Source organism: Sulfitobacter sp. SK025 (genome assembly GCF_003352105.1).
Classification (GTDB): domain Bacteria; phylum Pseudomonadota; class Alphaproteobacteria; order Rhodobacterales; family Rhodobacteraceae; genus Sulfitobacter; species Sulfitobacter pontiacus.
This window is the reverse complement of the sequence record NZ_CP025808.1, coordinates 1,109,956-1,127,275: the sequence shown is the minus strand read 5'-3', so window position 1 is coordinate 1,127,275 and position 17,320 is coordinate 1,109,956. Positions and strand designations below refer to the sequence as shown.

The following is a 17,320-nucleotide window of genomic DNA, read 5'->3' as shown; positions in this document are numbered from 1 at the left end:
GGGCGGCGTAAAAGTCGTCCACTTTTGCCCTTTCGGATTTCGGGAGGGCTTGGGGATATACACCGTGGACTTGTATTTGAAGGTGCGTCACGCTCATTTCCAGGATGGATTGAGCGGGCGTCAGATTGCCCGGGATTTTGGGATCAGCCGGGACAGTGTTGCGAAGATGTTGGCCTATTCGGAACCGCCTGGATATCGGCGGACAGCGCCGATCAGGCGCCCGAAGCTGGATGCGTTCACCAGCCAGATGGACCAATGGCTTGCTGAAGACAGGAGCCGCCCTCGCAAGCAGCGTCACACCGCCAAGCGTATTTTCGAGCGGTTGCGGGACGAGTGCGGTTTTGATGGCAGCTACACCATCGTCAAGGATTACGTTCGAGACCGGAAGCGGACCGGCAAGGAGATGTTCGTGCCGCTGAGCCATCCGCCCGGTCATGCACAGGCCGATTTTGGTGAAGCGCTTGTCGTGATCGGCGGCGTCGAGCAGAAGGCACACTTCTTTGCCCTCGATCTGCCGCACAGCGACGCATGCTACATCCGGGCCTATCCTGCGGCCAATACCGAGGCGTGGCTTGACGGCCATGTCCATGCCTTTGCGTTCTTCGGCGCGGTTCCCCAGTCGGTTCTTTATGACAATGACCGCTGCCTGGTAGCCCGGATTCTGCCGGATGGCTCCCGGCAAAGAACCCAGCGGTTCAGCGCGATGTTGTCGCATTACGTGATTCGGGACCGCTATGGCCGTCCCGGCAAGGGCAATGACAAAGGGGCCGTGGAGGGGCTGGTCGGCTACGGACGTCGCAACTTCATGGTGCCGATCCCGTCCTTTCCGGACTGGCACGCGTTCAACGCTCACCTGGAAGAGCAGTGCCGCAAGCGCCAGGGTGATGTTCTGCGTGGCCACAAGGTCAGCATCAGGGAACGGCTGAAGGCCGATCTCGCGGCGATGCGGGATTTGCCCGGCACCCCCTTTGAGGCTTGTGAGTTGCAAAGTGGCCAGGTCACATCGACATCGGTGGTGCGTTATCGCGGCAATGATTACTCGGTGCCGGTTGCCTACGGCCACCGTGCGGTCTGGATCAAGGGCTTCGTGACCCGGGTTGTTATCGGCTGCGGCGCCGAGGTGATCGCTGAGCATTCGCGCTCCTATGACACCGGCGACATGGTGTTTGATCCACTGCATTACCTGGCGCTGATCGAACGCAAGATCATGTCCTTCGATCAGGCCGCGCCTCTGCAGGGCTGGGAGTTGCCCGAAGCGTTCAAAACCCTGCGCCGACTGCTGGAAGCCCGGCAGGGAAAGGCCGGCAAGCGCGAGTATGTGCAGGTCCTGCGCCTTCTGGAGCGCTTCGAGATTGACGTGCTGCATCTTGCCGTCAAAGATGCCCTGCGAATGGGAGCGGTCAGCTTCGATGCAATCAAGCACCTGATCTTGTGCAGGGTCGAGCAAAGGCCTCCGAGGCTGGATCTGGATGTCTATCCCTTCCTGCCCAGAACCAACATCACCACCACCTCCGCCGCATCCTACATGAGCCTGCTGGCAGGAGGTGGGGCATGACGGATGCACCCGAACTGCTGCTGGCCCACCATCTCAAAACGCTTCGGCTGCCCACGTTCTTGCATGAACATGACAAGCAGGCCCGTATCTGCGCCGCTGAAGGCGTAGATCACGTGCGTTACCTGGCCCGGCTGACCGAGCTGGAACTGATCGACCGGGAACGGCGCATGGTGGAACGCCGGATCAAGGCCGCAAAGTTTTCGACCATCAAAAGCCTGGACAGCTTCGACTTCAAGGCGATCCCGTCGCTCAACAAGATGATGGTGCTGGAGCTGGCGCGCTGCGAATGGATCGAACGCAAGGAGAATGTGATCGCGCTCGGTCCCTCCGGCACCGGCAAGACCCATGTCGCCCTCGGGCTGGGACTGGCTGCCTGCCAGAAAGGATTGCCTGTCGCCTTCGTGACCGCCGCAGCCCTCGTGCACGAGATGATGGAGGCCCGCGACGAAAAACGCCTCCTGCAACTCCAGCGCAAACTCGCCAAGGTCAAACTGCTGATCATCGACGAGCTGGGATTCGTCCCCTTGAGCAAAACCGGCGCCGAGCTTCTGTTCGAGCTGATCTCACAGCGCTACGAGCGAGGGTCGACCCTGATCACAAGCAACCTGCCCTTCGAGGAGTGGACCGAAACCTTCAGCACCGAACGCCTGACCGGCGCGCTGCTGGACCGGCTGACACACCACGTCAACATCCTCGAGATGAACGGCGAAAGCTACCGCCTCAATCAAAGCCGCGCCCGCCTCGCCGCCGCTAACAAATGAACCTCACAGAATTGGCCTGACGGCCAATGCGCCTTGGACCGGGCTTGCTATATGAGGGCCGCACGCTCCAAGGCGCTCGCCCCAAACTGGCCGACTTTTGCTCCGCCACAATGGCCGAATTTTACTCCGCCGTTGACACTCCAGTGGCTTCGAATAGTTCAGAAAGGTCTTCGGGTGCCATCTCGCGTACAAAGTAGGCGCGCCGGGATCCACGCTCGGCGAGGCCTGCTTGGGCCAGCCGATGCAAGGCTTCCCTTACCGGAGTACGCGATACACCGAATTTTTCGGCCAGTGACTTTTCGACAAGTGGTTCGCCCGCGGCCAATTCGCCGACCATAATAGTCTCTATCAGGCTTTCAAAGATGCAATCTGCTGCACGAATAATCATCAGCCATCCAATCCCGTCGCTTTGTGCTCTTTTAGCTTCCATTTGTATACATGTGCTTGCAAGCTTTAATCACATGATGCCGAACAACCCGGAGAGTTCGGTATCAGAATGCCTCAAAACCGACGCGAGGCCGGCGAACTGGGACAAACCCAGCGCAAATACTTGTCGGTCAAAACGATCAAGGGAGGAGACAATGCCAACAGGGAAAACAAAATATGAAACCGATCGATCACAAAAAAGTTCTTGCCGAACGTCTGTCCGCACGCTTCGGACGTAGAACAGTACTTAAGGGCCTTGGTGCAGGCATTCTAACAGCTGCAACCGCCGGCGCACCGTCTCTTGTACGTGCACAACAAAGCGGTCACATCAAAATCGCGTCCATCAAGGTCATTGATACCTTGGATCCCCACTTCACTGGGTTTCTGTCGTCCATTCAGATCATCAACAATATCCACAACGGTCTTCTCAAAATCGCCTACGATGGCAAGAACGTCACGTTCGAACCCGACTTGGCAGAGAGCTGGGACATCGAGGATGACAAAGTTCACGTCTTCAAGCTGCGTGGTGGCGTCAAGTTCCACGATGGGACACCCTGTGATGCTGAAGCCGTCAAATTCTCGCTACTGCGTGTCAAAGAAGGGGAACCCAAGTCACCACACGCGTGGAAATTAGCTCTGCTGGACAATATCGAGGTCGTCGACCCGCTGACCGTGAAGCTAACATTCTCGCAACCATACGCTTTCTTGCCCGTCGCGCTGAACGGTTCGACCGGACGTGCGGGCACGATCGTTAGTCCCGCTGCCGTACAGAAGTATGGTGCCGACTATGGGCGGAATCCTGTTGGAACAGGCCCGTTCAAGTTTGTTTCCTGGAAAGAAAACGACGCAATCGAACTGGAAGCAAACCCCGATTATTTCGAACCTGGATTGCCAAAGCTTGAGCGTGCGACATTTGTTCTGATGAACGAGGCCTCGACTGCGCTTGCGGCGTTAATGTCCGGCCAAATCGACGGCATGACCGATTGCCCGATGCAGCTCGTCGATCAGGTCGAAGCTTTCCCGAATGCGAACCTGTACGGAGAGATCGAGGGGAACTACACCTTTGTCGGGATGAACTGCAAACGCGGTCCATTTGACGACGTTAATCTGCGTCGCGCTGTTGCTTGGGCTCTGGATCGAGATACCCTCGTGAAACAGGCGTACTTTGGTCGTGCGCAGAAAGCGTATACGCCTATTTCGCCTCCGATGACCGACTTCTTTGATCCTGACATTGCGTCCAGCGGCCGCGGTCAGTGGTATGATCTGGAAAAGGCCAAGTCCTTCCGCGCCAAGGCGGCTAACCAAGGTGAGGTGGAAGCCGTCTATATGATGGCAGAACGCGGTCCTGTTGGTACACGAGTGGCTCAAACTGTCGCCCCGATGCTGGCCGAAATTGGCATTAAAGCAAAGCTGGAGCTTGTGGAGCCTGCAACTTGGGTGAAGCGCCGCAACGCCTCCGATTTTGACCTCTATGACTTTGAATGGGTTGCCGACCTGGACCCTGATGAAACACTTTATCCCGAATTTAAATCGGACGGGGCATGGAACTTTGGCGGTTGGGTGAACACCGACTTTGACGACCTTTGCGCACAAGCTCAGGTCGAGTTGGATCCAGCAGCACGACGCGTTTTGTACAACAAGGCAGAAGACTTGCTGATGGACGAAGCCGGCATCGCTGTCATGGCCCACATGCCGATTTACAAAGTCTTCTCTACCAAAGTTAAGGGGTTCCAATATATCCCAGCTGACCTTGTGAACCTACACACTGTGAGTATTGGCTGATGCTCGGTAAGGCACTGGGGAAAATCGCGCAGACATTCGTTGTCTTATTCGTCGTGTCGGTCGCCAGCTTCGGACTTTTGAAGCTGGCACCGGGCGATCCAATTCAGATCATGCTCGGGTCAGAGTTCTCTCAAGCGAGCTACGATTCACTAAGAGCCGAACTGGGGTTGGATCAACCATTCCTTGTCCAGTACGCGAATTGGGCGATCCAGTTTGTGCAGGGCGATTGGGGAACATCCTATGTCGCGCGCGCAGAGATTTTCACCTATGCCTTTAAGGAGGCGTTGCCTGTCACGCTGACCCTCGCCTCCTTTTCGCTTCTTTTCGCAATTCTTGTTGGTGTTCCTTTAGGCGTATTGTCAGCCATAAAGAAGGACACGATATTTGATGCTGGATCGGCTGTACTTGCCCTGACCGGCACGGCGTTTCCTTCGTTTCTTCTGGGCATCTTGCTGATCTGGTTCTTCGCGGTGAAGCTCCAACTTTTTCCGGTCATGGGCTACGTCTCTCCGTGGGAGAACTTCTGGCTGGGCATTTACCACATGATCCTGCCCGGCCTTACGCTTTCGACCTACTTCATCGCGATGATTACCCGCCTTACCCGCGCGACACTGATCGAAGTGTTGGAGCAACCTTATATTGCAGCGGCTCGCGCACGCGGTGAACCCAATTGGCGCGTCGTCTGGGTGCATGGTGTGCGCAACATCGCCATGCCGCTTGTTACAATTCTTGGCTTGCAACTGGGTGTGCTGCTGCAAGGGACTGTCCTTACAGAAACAGTTTTCAACTTACCTGGCGTTGGCCAAATGCTAACCTCTGCTGTTCTGGGGCGTGAGTACCTCGTGGTTCAGGCCGGCGTTATGATGACGGCGGTTTTGTTCATCGGCGTCAACCTGCTGGTCGATCTGTCCTACCCCTTCCTTGATCCACGACTGAGGACCAGAAAATGAGCGTTCAAATGACCAAGGGCGTCGCCGCGGTTCCGATTGTGGACACCCCTTCACCCGCTGCGAAATCCCGTCGATCTGTTTTCATACGGCGGCCTTTCTTCACCGCAGCTTTGCTTGTTGCAGCAGCTTATGTGCTGGCCGCGATTTTCGCGCCCTATGTCGCCCCGTTCGATCCCATTAAGCAGGACTTTAACGTCATGATGAAAGCACCCACTGTGGTGCATTGGATGGGCACAGATAGCTACGGCCAAGATATCCTGTCGCGGGTCATATACGGCGCACGATATGCGCTTATTATCGGCATTTTCTCTGTCATGATTGGTGCCGTTGGCGGGCTGATCATCGGGCTCGCCGCAGGTCTTTCGGGTGGGTGGGCAGAATGGGGCCTGATGCGGTTGATCGACGCCATCCTTGCATTGCCGTCGCTGATCCTCGCCGTCGCATTCATCGCGATCCTGGGGCAAGGTGTAGACAAGGTCGTCATCGCAGTTGGCCTTTCCATGATAGGGCCTTTTGCGCGAACGGTGCGCAGTGACGTGATGCAGGTACGCGTTCAGCTTTTCATCGAGGCTGCGCAACTGATGTCCATTTCATACCTCCGTGTGATTTTACGTCATGTTTTACCAAATGTAATTTTCCCGTTGGCCGTTCAGGTCACAATACGCGTCTCAGAGGCCATTCTGGTTTCTTCATCCCTTTCGTTTTTGGGCATCGGCGTCACGCCCCCGACACCTGATTGGGGCCTCATGATCGCTGAAGGACGCGATTTTGTCAGCTTTGCACCTTGGATGTCTGCGATGCCAGGTTTTGCTCTGGCTCTTTTGCTGATCGCCCTGTCGATAGTCGGCGACGGAGTGCGCGAAGAATTCGATCCCAAACTACGGAGAGAGTCATGAGCGATATGACCGTGAATCATGTCTTGTCGATCAAGGACCTCACCGTCTTTCGAGGTGCCGCTAAAATCTTGGATCGTGTCACGCTTGCCCTTGGACAGGGAGAGACAATGGCTTTGGTCGGCGAAAGCGGTGCTGGAAAATCGACTATCGCCACTGCGATCATGCGCTTGCTTGAAAATACGAGGGTCAGCGGAAGCGCTACCTTGATTGGCGAAGGTGACCTTCTCACGCTATCTGAGCGAAAGATGGTGAAGCTTCGCGGCCGACGTTTGTCTATGATCTTCCAAGATGCAGGTACTGCGTTGAACCCGTCATACACAGTCGGACGTCAGCTGAGCACGACCTTACATCGCATCCACGGGCTATCGAAGGCTGACGCCCGAAAACAAGCGGTTGCGCTATTTGCCTCTGTTGGCATCAATGACCCCGAAGGCAGAATGTCTGCCTTCCCGCACCAATTATCAGGAGGCATGCAGCAACGGGTCATGGTTGCTATCGCATTGGCAGGTAGTCCGGATTTGCTTTTGGCTGACGAGCCGACTTCGGCTCTGGATGTCACGATTCAAGCACAAATTGTCCGACTGATCCTGCAACTGACCCGTGAACGTGGCGCAAGTTGTGTGTTTGTGCTGCACGATCTGGCCCTTGCCAGTCAGGCTTGTGATAGGATCGCGGTGCTCTATGCGGGACAAGTCGTCGAAAGCGGCCCAGCACGCGATGTACTTGAACGACATCGCCATCCCTACACTAAGCAACTAAAATCCTGTGTGCTCGAAATCGGTACCAAAGACTTACCTGTTCCCGAAGGAACTGTGCCGTCTCACGGGCAAATGCCTAACGGCTGCCGGTTTTGCACGCGCTGTCCACGCGCAGTGACGCGATGCGCGGACGAAGCACCCCCTCTTGTGCCAGCCCAGCAGACCGCGACAGGCTCGCTTGATCACCATATTGCGTGTTGGAACCCCGAATGACTGTGCAAACCTTAGCCGAAACCAATACGACTGTCCCCGAGCAACCCATCTTCGAGCTGATCGAGGTTGAGCAGGTGTTCGAAGTCCCCAAACCAGGGCGCTCCATCTTTAGCCGCGAAACGGTAGGTCTTCGTGCTTTGGATGGGGTGAGGCTTAATATTCGCAAAGGCACGTCCCTTGCAGTCGTCGGAGAAAGCGGTTCGGGTAAGTCTACCCTGCTTCGGGTCCTGCTGGGGCTGGACCGACCAAGCGGGGGGCGTGCGCTTTATAACAGCAAACCCATTCTGGAAGGACGCGCGACTGGTATCGACTTTGCACGCGATGTTGCGATGGTCTATCAAGATGCGCGTGGGTCACTCGACCCTCGTATGACGATTGGCGCGCTGATTGCAGAACCGCTTCGGCACTTCAATATCGTATCGCGCGAAGACGAAGCCTCACGTGTTGCGCAACTGCTTGATAGGGTCGGATTGCCTGCAGACGCTGCTGAGCGCTATCCATCGGGGTTGTCAGGAGGACAGGTGCGACGCGTGGCTATCGCGCGCGCATTGGCATCGGAGCCTACAGTGCTGGTTGCAGACGAAGCTGTTTCAGGGCTCGACGTGTCGACGCAAGCACAGCTATTAATTCTACTGCAGTCGTTACAGCGAGACATGGGCCTGACGCTCATCTTCATTACGCACGACCTTGGAGTCGCGAGCTTCCTTTGCGAAGAAATCGCGATCATGTATCTTGGCCGTATCGTCGAAACTGGCCCGACCGACGCTGTTCTTAATGCGCCATCTCATCCCTACTCTGCGGCTCTTCGTGCCGCTGCACCCAAATTTTTTGAGCCGCTTTCAGAACCATTGCCCGGGGAGATCCCAAGCCCTCTCAACTTGCCAGAAGGGTGCCGTTTTTCGACACGTTGCCCAAGCGCGCAGAACGATTGCCGACTGAAGGATCCGCAGTTGGGAAAGCTCAGCCCTCAACGCGCAGTCGCGTGTCTGCATCCACTGGTCTCAAAATAGTCGTTCCTCTTCAGCTAACACAAGATCATCGCGAGCCCATGGCAAGTGGTGCTAACTACAGGAAACCCGAAATGTTTGACTTCTTCTCTGCTCGCCGCCCCAGTACGCTCGCGTCCTCAGCGATGATCGCAACCTCTCACCCGTTATCAACCTCAGCCGGCCATGAGATCCTGACCAAAGGGGGCAATGCAGTAGATGCGGCGATTGCGGCAGTGGCTGTGCAGTGTGTCGTCGACCCTTTGATGACGGGTATAGGTGGAGACTGCTTTGCGCTTTATGCGCCAAAAGGCGGTAAGGTGAAGGCCCTGAATGGGTCGGGACGCGCGCCAGCTGCTGCAACGGTCGAAGCTCTAAGAAATGCAGATCTCACGGATGAGATCCCCCAAACAAGTCCACATTCGGTCACGATCCCAGGTGCCATTTCGGGCTGGTGCCTGTTGCACAAGGATCATGGCTCTTTGCCAATGGACCAGTTATTCGCACGCGCGATAAAATACGCCGAAAACGGCTACCCTGTAACACCGCGCGTCGCGATGGATTGGGCTGCGAACGCAGATTTAGTTGCAGGCGACGAACATGCAGCAAAGCTGTTTCTGCCCGACGGTAAAGCGCCGAAAGCGGGCGACATGCACGCACAACCCTTGCTCGCCGAAAGTCTGCGGATCATAGCAAAAAAAGGCGCTGCAGGATTCTATGAAGGTGACGTTGCAGCGAAAATGGCGGCACATCTGCAATCTCTTGGTGGGCTGCACACCGAAGCGGATTTCCACGAAGGTCGGGATCAAGCGCACTGGGTTGAACCGATTTCATCGCGTTACGGAGATCATGATGTCTTTGAATGTCCACCGAACGGGCAAGGCTTGGCGGCCCTTCTCATTTTACGCATTTTGTCACGCTTTGACATGGGTAAGGGGCTTTCCGACGCTGACCGCATCCATCTGCACGCTGAGGCAACTAAGCTTGGATACCATCACCGCGATGCTTTGATCGCTGATCCTGCAGACTGCCCAGATGTTGTCGAAACACTTTTGTCTGACGAGGTCGTAGACGCACTGGCCGCGCGGGTCGACATGCGCCGCGCTATGCCCCCTACGCTTTGGAATGAGCCAGAGCATAAAGATACGATCTATCTCAGCGTCGTTGACGCACAGGGAAATGCGCTGTCTTTCATCAATTCAATCTTCCACGGTTTTGGCTCGACGCGCTTAGATCCAACCACAGGTGTTCTTTTTCACTCTCGGGGTGCGTCGTTCCGGCTTAATGAAGGCCATCCCAATGCCATTGCGCCACGCAAACGCCCCATGCACACGATCATCCCAGGAATGCTTTGCAAAGATGGTGTCGCCGTGATGCCCTTCGGCGTCATGGGCGGGCATTATCAAGCGGCTGGCCACGCTGCCTTTTTGTCTGGCGTGCTGGACTTGGGAATGGACATACAAGAAGCAATGGATGCACCGCGCAGCTTTGCGCATGATGGAGTGCTGGATATTGAACCAAGTGTTGCCTTGGAGGTGCGCGAAGATTTGACGGCGCGCGGGCACGTGCTGGCCTTACAAGAATCCCCGATAGGTGGGAGCCAGGCAATCTATATCGACCCAGATACAGGCTTGCTGACAGGTGGTAGTGACTCAAGAAAAGACGGAATGGCTTTGGGATTTTAATAATTTCTTGCGATCTACTGGGGTTCAGCATGCAAAAATATCGGCGGCTTGCGGTATCTGAACCCCAAATTATCTCTTCAATTTACCGCCTCTCATTGGGCTCACCGTCAGCTTAAGGGACTTTCACGCCAGCTTTACCATCCGGTTTCGAACCGATTAGATGGCCTGAGAAGATGTGGTAGATAAGAACAACGGTCGATACGGGGAAATTATGGCGGCAAAATGTGGTGGTAGTCCTAACGCCCCAACAAAATCCCCCAAATTCAGAAGTCGCGATGCGACGCGGACACAAGCCGAAATATTGGCTGTCGCTATAGACGAATTTGCCGAACACGGTTTCCACGGCGCACGGATTGATCGCATCACAAAGGCTGCCAAGTGCAACTCGCGTATGATCTACCATTATTTTGGTGGGAAAGAGCAGCTCTACATCGCGGCTCTTGAAGACATTTTTCAACAGATCCGAGACCAAGAAGCGCAGCTAAATTTTAGCGTAGGGGATCCTGTGACGAAGTTGAAAGAATTGGTAGAATTCACCTTCGACTACTTTAAAAATAACGCCGATTTCCGCAAAATGACGCGCAATGAAAACGCCTTGAACGGGATGTACATCGCGCGTTCAGCGGTGATGCGTGACATGTCGGAGCCTCTCATCGTAGCAATTCGGAATCTCGTAGAGCGCGGATATTCAAGCGGAGTGTTCAGTCGAAAGCCTGATCCTGCCCAGCTATATCTTAGTATTGTCGCCCTTTCAGCCCACCACCTGAACAACGCTGCCACTCTTGGCATTGTTGTCGGCCAGAACCTCCATGACGACGCGTGGCAAGAAGAACGTCGGCAACACGCCAAGGACGTCATTCTGAGCTATCTCGGCATCCAGAATCATTAGCGCTGTTGTCCTGTAAAAACGGCGCGTGGCATTAATCAAACGAGAAAGAAGCCTAAATTCCCCCATTAAGGGAACATTGAGTGCTGTCTTTTCGCGCCAGCGGCCAAAATCGCGCCTCTTTCTTGAGCGGAGTAATTTAATTCTAAAATTTTTTACTTAATTTCATTTATAGGCTCACGGCTCTGCAGTTTGATGACTGCATGAACATATTAAATCATCATGAACAAAGCACCGGCACCCCCCTTCAAGCAGAGTCGGTGCCATATCGCTACGCAGTGGAACTACAGACGGCGTCTGTTGTTTTCGGCAAGGGAGATGCTGCTGTAACAGCACTGTCACCGACCTCTCTGAAAATGGATGCAGGTGATTTCGTGGCGCTTGTCGGCCCGTCTGGTTGCGGCAAGTCTACTATCCTACGCTTGGTCAGCGATCTGATACAGCCGTCGTCTGGTGTAGTCCTTGTTGGCGGGCGAGAAGCTTCAGCCAAACAACTGCGCATCGGTATGGCGTTCCAGAACCCCACGATGCTGCCGTGGCTAACGATCGAGCAGAACGTGATGCTGCCGCTCAAGATCGTGGCTCCATTCAAGGCGACATTCCACAAGGATCGTAAAGGGGCTTACCGAGACCGCGTACATCGTTTGCTAAAACAGGTCGGCCTTCAGGATTTTGCTAATCACTATCCATGGCAGTTGTCCGGCGGAATGTTGCAACGATCAAACCTCTGTCGCGCCCTCATCCACGAACCCGATCTGTTGCTGCTTGATGAACCCTTCGGAGCGCTGGACCAGTTCACGCGCGAAGAACTTTGGCAAATCCTTCAGGACCTGTATCTGGACCGCAAACCGACGGTGCTACTGGTCACACATGATCTTCGCGAAGCCGGCTTTCTGGCAAAACGTATCTGCGTGATGAGTGCACGACCCGGCCGGGTCATATCAGACGAACCCGTCAACATCCCGCAGCCCCGGGACATTGGCATGATCTACAGCCCCGAATTTGTCGAAATGACCCAAGGCCTGCGCGAGCTGATCGTACAGGTCCGTAAATAGGATGAGTGCTATGACCGAGAAAAATCGCATCAGAATGCTGTCCTTTTCCCTGATCTTCGGCTTCTTTCTGATATGGGAGGTTCTTTGCGTATTGCTGGATGTCTCTGACCTTGTTCTGCCGCGCCCGTCCGAGATCCTCGTGACGCTGTGGATCAAGTTCCCGATTTTGGTGCCCCACATCCTCCAGACGTTGTATTCAACGCTCACCGGTTTTGTTCTTGGTGTCGCGATTGGAACAGCCTTGGGTGTCATGGTGGGTACATCCAAAGTCGCCTACGCCGTCGCTTCGCCACTGCTGGTTGGCTTTTCATCCATTCCTAAGGTCGCAGTAGTCCCGATTTTTGTGCTCTGGTTCGGATCGGGCACGACACCAGCGGTACTAACCGCAATGGTCATTTGCGTCTTCCCGATTGTGGTCAATATCGCCACTGGACTTGCGACAACAGAACCCGACCTTGAAGACGTGCTGAAAACGCTTGGCGCGTCAAAGCGAGAAATTCTGTGGAATGTCGGGCTGCCGCGCACTATGCCCTACTTCTTTGCGGCGCTGAAGGTTGCGATCACGCTGTCCTTTGTCGGTGCCGTACTGTCCGAAACCGTGGCCTCCAACCGCGGGATCGGGAACGTGATGATGACCGCCTCATCGAACTTCCAAGTGTCGCTTGTTTTCGCAGGTCTGATCATTCTCGCTCTGCTTGGTGTGGCCCTCTACTCCCTGTTTTCGCTTCTCGAAAGGCGCGTCACAGGATGGGCAACCCGCGGCAATGACATCGCAATGTCCTAACCAACCCTCCCCTCATCGAAATAAGGAAAGCTGAAATGAAGAATGTTCTCGTGGGTGCCACCTTGGCGCTGATGGCCGGCGCAGCCCCAGTGTTTGCCGAAATGACCGACATCCGGTTCACCCTGGGCTGGAAAACGCAGGGCTCTGATGCGCCTTTCCTTCTGGCGCTGGACAAGGGTTACTTTGAAGACGAAGGGCTGAATGTGTCTATTGACCAGGGCGAAGGCTCGGCAGCGACCGTGACGCGGATCATGGGTGGTGCCTATGACGCAGGTTTTGGCGACATCAACGCAATCATTCAGAATGCTGCGGCACGCCCGGGTGAGGCACCTGTCATGGTCTATCAACTGTGGAATCGTCCCCCTTTCGCGATTGTGACACCTAAGACGGCAGGCATCGAAAACCCTGAAGATTTCGAAGGCAAGACACTTGGGGGCGCTCAGGGCACGCCGACGACACGGCTCTTCCCTGTTTTTGCCGAAATCAATGGCATTGACCTTGATAAAGTCGCCCAAGAAAACATGGCACCTAACCTGCAGGAACCGATGTTGATCCGCGGGGATATCGATGGCGCGTTCGTATTCACTTCGACAAGCTGGTTCAACCTGATCGCAAACCGCCAAGACCCGGCCAATGACTACACCTGGTTCAACTTCGAAGACTACGGCATGGACCTGTATTCCAACGGCATGATGGTGTCGCGTGAACTTCTGGCCGAAAACCCCGAAGCCGTTGCAGGGCTGGTGCGCGCGGTGAACAAAGCTACGATGGAGGTGTCCGCCAATCAAGACAGTTCGATCGAGGCGATCATGGCATATGACAATCTGGTGGATGCCGACCTGGAACGCGCGCGGTTGGAATTTGCGCTGACTAATCTGATGAACGCCCCTGAAGTCACGGACATCGGCATGGGTGATCTTGTAGACGAGCGTCTGACCCGCTCGATCGAGATCGTCGCGAAGGGCTATGATCTGGAGCGTCTGCCAGAAGCTTCAGAGATTTTTGACCGGTCCTTCCTTCCTCCGGTTGATGAGCGCCGCTTCGAGACAACCATTAACTAACGCTTAGCCTCACTGCGGCAGGTGATCGCCTGCCGCAGTGAGGTAACCTGAAAATTTCTCCCACCAACTTGTTCGCGGAACTCTATATGTCCAAGCATCGGTTATTGCTCAGTGGTGGGCTCGTTCTTGTTAAGAATGAAACCTTCGAGCGCGTTTCGATCCTTGTGACGGATGGCATAATTACGGCCCTACTCGCAGATGGCGACAGCCCGGAAGATGCGAAGCGCATTGATCTCAGCGACCGCCTTATTATTCCCGGTCTCGTGAACGGCCACACCCACTCACACGGTGCGCTTGGGCGTGGTGGCGTCGCTGGTGACATGACGCTTGAACCGTTCCTTGCGGGATCAGCTTGGCTGAATGCGTCACGCAGTACCGATGATCTGCGCCTCGCAGCAGAACTTTCGGCAGCTGAGTTGATCCGCAAAGGCTGCACAAGTTGCTTTGACCTGTTCATAGAACTACCAGGCCCGACAGTTGAAGGTATCCATGCGGTTGCCGAGGCGTATCAAGGTGCAGGCTTACGCGCAGTCGTTGCCCCTATGATCGCAGACAAGACCATCTATCAGGCCTTGCCTGGACTGCTGGAGCAATTTGACCAGCCCCTGCGTGACCTCGTTGCCGCCCTGTCGATGCCGGACTGGCAAGACATTATCGCAGTATGCAATGAGGCTTTCGCGACTTGGCCCATACCAAGTGGGCGTGTCCGACCCGGGATAGGACCGACGATCCCGCTGCACTGTTCAGATGCTTTTCTTACCTCGTGCGCAGACGTTGCCGCACAGCATGAAATACCGCTGCAAACCCATTTGGCTGAAACGCGACTGCAACAGGTCATCGCACATCAGAAATATGGCACCAGCCTCACCGCACATCTGGATCACATACAGGTGCTAAGCCCGCAATTCAGCGGCGCACATGGTGTGTGGCTATCGCAATCAGAAGCTGACATCCTTTCTGCCCGCGACGCCTGTATCAGCCACAATCCCCTTAGCAACCTGCGGCTTGGGTCTGGCATTGCACCCGTAAGAATGCTTATGGACCGCGGTGTGACCCTGGGGGTCGGAACGGATGCGTCGAATACGTGTGATGGCCAATCCATGTTCGAAGCCATGCGCATTGCGGCGACGCTAAGTCGGTCACAGACAAGCAACAGCGAAGAATGGATATCCACCCGTGATGCTTTTGCCATGGCAACGACAGGCAGCGCGCGGATTATGGGGCTCAAGAATGTTGGTATGATCGCCGAAGGATGGGCCGCGGACATGCTGTTCTTGGATGCGGGCTATTGCCACTATACGCCACTGCGTACCCCGCTCGACCAGATTGTGTTTGCAGAAAACGGTGCTGGCTTGCGTGAAGTGATGATTGCGGGTGAGTATGTATTCGCCAATGACCGCGTGCTGACCCTCGACGAACCAAGCCTTACTAAACGCGCCGCGGATGCCGCTACACGGCTGGATGAGACAAACGCTCAAACACGTTTAATGAACGCAGCAGCATCCGCTGTCGTGCAAAGCTTCTGCCGCGCGACCTGCGCGCTCCCCTACCCCAATTAAGATGAAAGTTACCGCCATGACCCAGCAAACAGACCCTGTAGCCACAGCAAAAGCAATTGTGGAAAGCTATCTTGAACGGTCGATGGTGCCAGATCCTGAAGGGGCCGCAGCCTATGTCAGTGACGATTTCAAATTGGTGTTTACTGGGGGACGCATCTTCGCTGGCCCCGCAGAGAGCGCCGCGTTCAACGCAAAACGATATGACTGGGTCAAGAAGAAGTTCTTACGCACCGATGCCGCACTCGACGAGGCGACAGGGGACGTCCATGTCTACAACACCGGCTATCTTTACGGGGCGTGGAAGGATGGGACCACATTCGAAACGAACCGGTATTTGGATAAGTTCGTTGTTCGCCACGGCAAGATTGTCAGCACCGACGTCTGGAACGACAGTGCCGAAATAATATTGCACAAGGCTGGCTTAGCGGAAGCGGAACTCTGAATGATGCTCCCTCATCATGGTAGATACGACTACTCTCCAATCTCTAAGCGCGCCGACTATAACTGGCCTGAAGGCAAACGGCTTGCAGTCTACATAGGACTCAATCTCGAACATTTTGCCTTTGGCTCTGGACTTGGTGCCGAACTGGCACCTGGGGGCCCGCAACCAGATGTCCTAAACTACGCTTGGCGCGACTATGGCAACCGTGTTGGTGCATGGCGGCTGTTAGAGTTGTTTGATGCATTAGGGCTGCCTGCCAGTGTGCTCGCCAACAGTGAAATGTATGAATACGCACCAGACCTCATGGCCTCTTTCAGCGCGCGCGGTGACGAGATCGTCGGGCACGGGCGAACGAATTCCGAACGTCAAAGCGACCTGACGACGGAGAGAGAAGCCGAGCTGATCTCCGAAGCTACGAAAGTCCTCCACGATGCCGAAGGTAAACAGCCAAAGGGCTGGCTATCTCCATGGATCTCGGAAAGCTTGAATACGCCAGATCTACTTTCAGAGACTGGGTACAAATACACGCTAAACTGGTGCATGGACGATCAACCTGTTTGGATGAAAACACGCCACGGACGTCTCTTGTCGATCCCCTATCCGCAAGAGGTCAACGACATTCCCTCTATCGTCGCACGCAAGGATAGTGCGGCCGAATTCGCGAATATGATCATCGATAACTTCGACGAAATACTTGAACAGTCTTCGCGGCAACCACTCGTCATGGGCATCGCTTTGCATCCCTATTTGGTCGGACAGCCCTATAGGCTTAGACACTTACGCCGGGCACTGTCTCATATCGCTTCGCACCAAGACCAGATATGGCTGACGACAAGCGGTGCTATTTCAGACTACTGTTATGATGCGATATCTGACTTGGTTCCCTGAGCGATACGGTAAGCCCACTTTAGCGTATCGCGTTTGGCAGAATTGCGCTTCTCATACGAACCGCTACCCGAGATTGTTAAACTTTTTCCCCCTGAGAGCATCGGTTTCGCTAACGCAGACCTCGAGCGTTCAGCCGTCACCGCATATCTAACACCCCGTTAACAACGAGAGTGATAGCGGTTGACGGCCAACATGCTTGACTGTGACACACATTCGACTCAAACCTATTCTCACAACAACAAACCGGACAAACCTTCAAATGTTATCAAGGCACTGATATTATGGCAGAAAATCCTACCATCCCAGCCACTTCACTTTAGATGAATAACGTAAGCACCCGGCCCATCCGGTGGCGGTATTATTGCCCCCGTTTCCGCCCCAGCGTGATCGTTACCCAAGCAGGCTAATCTTGGTTCTCGACTGGAGACGGAGACGCGGAGAGCTGCCGAGATAGGCATTGGTCGCGGTAAACCATCCGAAAGAGATCAGGGGCACCCGCCCCCCTCGAAGTCTCTGCCGTACCCAGCCACCCAAGGTGGCCGAGCGGCAGCATAAGGATCCCTTGGGGAGGGTTCTGAAGTCTGTGTAGCTGGCATGGCCCAAACGGCTTCACATACTCAGGTGGCGATGCGA

16 protein-coding genes are annotated in these 17,320 nt (G+C 55.1%); 15 read left to right on the top strand and 1 reads right to left on the bottom strand.

Annotated elements, in window-relative coordinates; all coding sequences use genetic code 11:
* The first annotated feature begins 55 nt into the window (after positions 1-55).
* Together istA and istB are read left to right on the top strand one after the other, a co-directional pair.
* A complete protein-coding gene (gene istA, locus C1J04_RS05390) occupies positions 56-1,555 on the top strand; it encodes an IS21 family transposase (protein ID WP_114865400.1) in 1,500 nt (499 codons plus the stop codon).
* Positions 1,552-2,316, top strand: coding sequence for an IS21-like element helper ATPase IstB (gene istB, locus C1J04_RS05385; protein ID WP_114865258.1), 765 nt, complete (start codon positions 1,552-1,554; stop codon positions 2,314-2,316). The genes istA and istB overlap by 4 nt, the downstream gene beginning before the upstream one ends.
* Before the next feature lie 121 nt (positions 2,317-2,437).
* Here the strand turns inward: istB and C1J04_RS05380 are convergent, their stop codons facing one another.
* Positions 2,438-2,746: a GntR family transcriptional regulator gene (locus C1J04_RS05380; RefSeq protein WP_114865257.1), complete on the bottom strand. Its 309-nt coding sequence runs from the start codon at positions 2,744-2,746 to the stop codon at positions 2,438-2,440.
* Between the two features lie 173 nt (positions 2,747-2,919).
* Here C1J04_RS05380 and C1J04_RS05375 point away from each other — a divergent pair, with 173 nt between their 5' ends.
* The 13 genes from C1J04_RS05375 to C1J04_RS05315 all read left to right on the top strand — a co-directional run bounded on the left by C1J04_RS05375 (position 2,920) and on the right by C1J04_RS05315 (position 16,687).
* Positions 2,920-4,524, top strand: coding sequence for an ABC transporter substrate-binding protein (locus C1J04_RS05375; RefSeq protein ID WP_009826304.1), 1,605 nt, complete (start codon positions 2,920-2,922; stop codon positions 4,522-4,524).
* On the top strand, positions 4,524-5,474 hold the full coding sequence (locus C1J04_RS05370; RefSeq protein WP_009826303.1) for an ABC transporter permease: 951 nt from the start codon (positions 4,524-4,526) through the stop codon (positions 5,472-5,474). The genes C1J04_RS05375 and C1J04_RS05370 overlap by 1 nt, the downstream gene beginning before the upstream one ends.
* A complete protein-coding gene (locus C1J04_RS05365; RefSeq protein ID WP_037954218.1) occupies positions 5,471-6,370 on the top strand; it encodes an ABC transporter permease in 900 nt (299 codons plus the stop codon). The genes C1J04_RS05370 and C1J04_RS05365 overlap by 4 nt, the downstream gene beginning before the upstream one ends.
* Positions 6,367-7,341: an ABC transporter ATP-binding protein gene (locus tag C1J04_RS05360; RefSeq protein WP_009826301.1), complete on the top strand. Its 975-nt coding sequence runs from the start codon at positions 6,367-6,369 to the stop codon at positions 7,339-7,341. The genes C1J04_RS05365 and C1J04_RS05360 overlap by 4 nt, the downstream gene beginning before the upstream one ends.
* Positions 7,338-8,351 carry an ABC transporter ATP-binding protein gene (locus tag C1J04_RS05355; protein ID WP_009826300.1) on the top strand — a complete coding sequence of 338 codons (1,014 nt, stop codon included), beginning with the start codon at positions 7,338-7,340 and terminating at the stop codon, positions 8,349-8,351. Before C1J04_RS05360 ends, C1J04_RS05355 begins: the two co-directional genes overlap by 4 nt.
* A 71-nt stretch (positions 8,352-8,422) precedes the next feature.
* Positions 8,423-10,012: a gamma-glutamyltransferase gene (gene ggt / locus C1J04_RS05350; protein WP_037954216.1), complete on the top strand. Its 1,590-nt coding sequence runs from the start codon at positions 8,423-8,425 to the stop codon at positions 10,010-10,012.
* 175 nt (positions 10,013-10,187) lie between these two features.
* Positions 10,188-10,901 (top strand): TetR/AcrR family transcriptional regulator, encoded by a 714-nt coding sequence (locus C1J04_RS05345; RefSeq protein ID WP_254655151.1) that lies wholly within the window; start codon positions 10,188-10,190, stop codon positions 10,899-10,901.
* Positions 10,902-11,101: 200 nt separating this feature from the next.
* Positions 11,102-11,953, top strand: a complete 852-nt coding sequence (locus C1J04_RS05340) for an ABC transporter ATP-binding protein (RefSeq protein WP_009826297.1) — start codon at positions 11,102-11,104, stop codon at positions 11,951-11,953.
* A 10-nt stretch (positions 11,954-11,963) separates the two neighbouring features.
* Positions 11,964-12,737 carry an ABC transporter permease gene (locus C1J04_RS05335; protein WP_174226601.1) on the top strand — a complete coding sequence of 258 codons (774 nt, stop codon included), beginning with the start codon at positions 11,964-11,966 and terminating at the stop codon, positions 12,735-12,737.
* 35 nt (positions 12,738-12,772) lie between these two features.
* On the top strand, positions 12,773-13,798 hold the full coding sequence (locus tag C1J04_RS05330) for an ABC transporter substrate-binding protein (protein ID WP_009826295.1): 1,026 nt from the start codon (positions 12,773-12,775) through the stop codon (positions 13,796-13,798).
* Positions 13,799-13,866: 68 nt separating this feature from the next.
* A complete protein-coding gene (locus tag C1J04_RS05325) occupies positions 13,867-15,357 on the top strand; it encodes an amidohydrolase family protein (protein ID WP_254655150.1) in 1,491 nt (496 codons plus the stop codon).
* Positions 15,358-15,373: 16 nt separating this feature from the next.
* Positions 15,374-15,799, top strand: a complete 426-nt coding sequence (locus tag C1J04_RS05320) for a hypothetical protein (protein ID WP_037954208.1) — start codon at positions 15,374-15,376, stop codon at positions 15,797-15,799.
* Complete coding sequence (locus tag C1J04_RS05315; RefSeq protein ID WP_009826292.1) at positions 15,800-16,687, top strand: polysaccharide deacetylase family protein; 888 nt, start codon at positions 15,800-15,802, stop codon at positions 16,685-16,687. It begins immediately after the preceding gene.
* Positions 16,688-17,320: the final 633 nt, after the last annotated feature.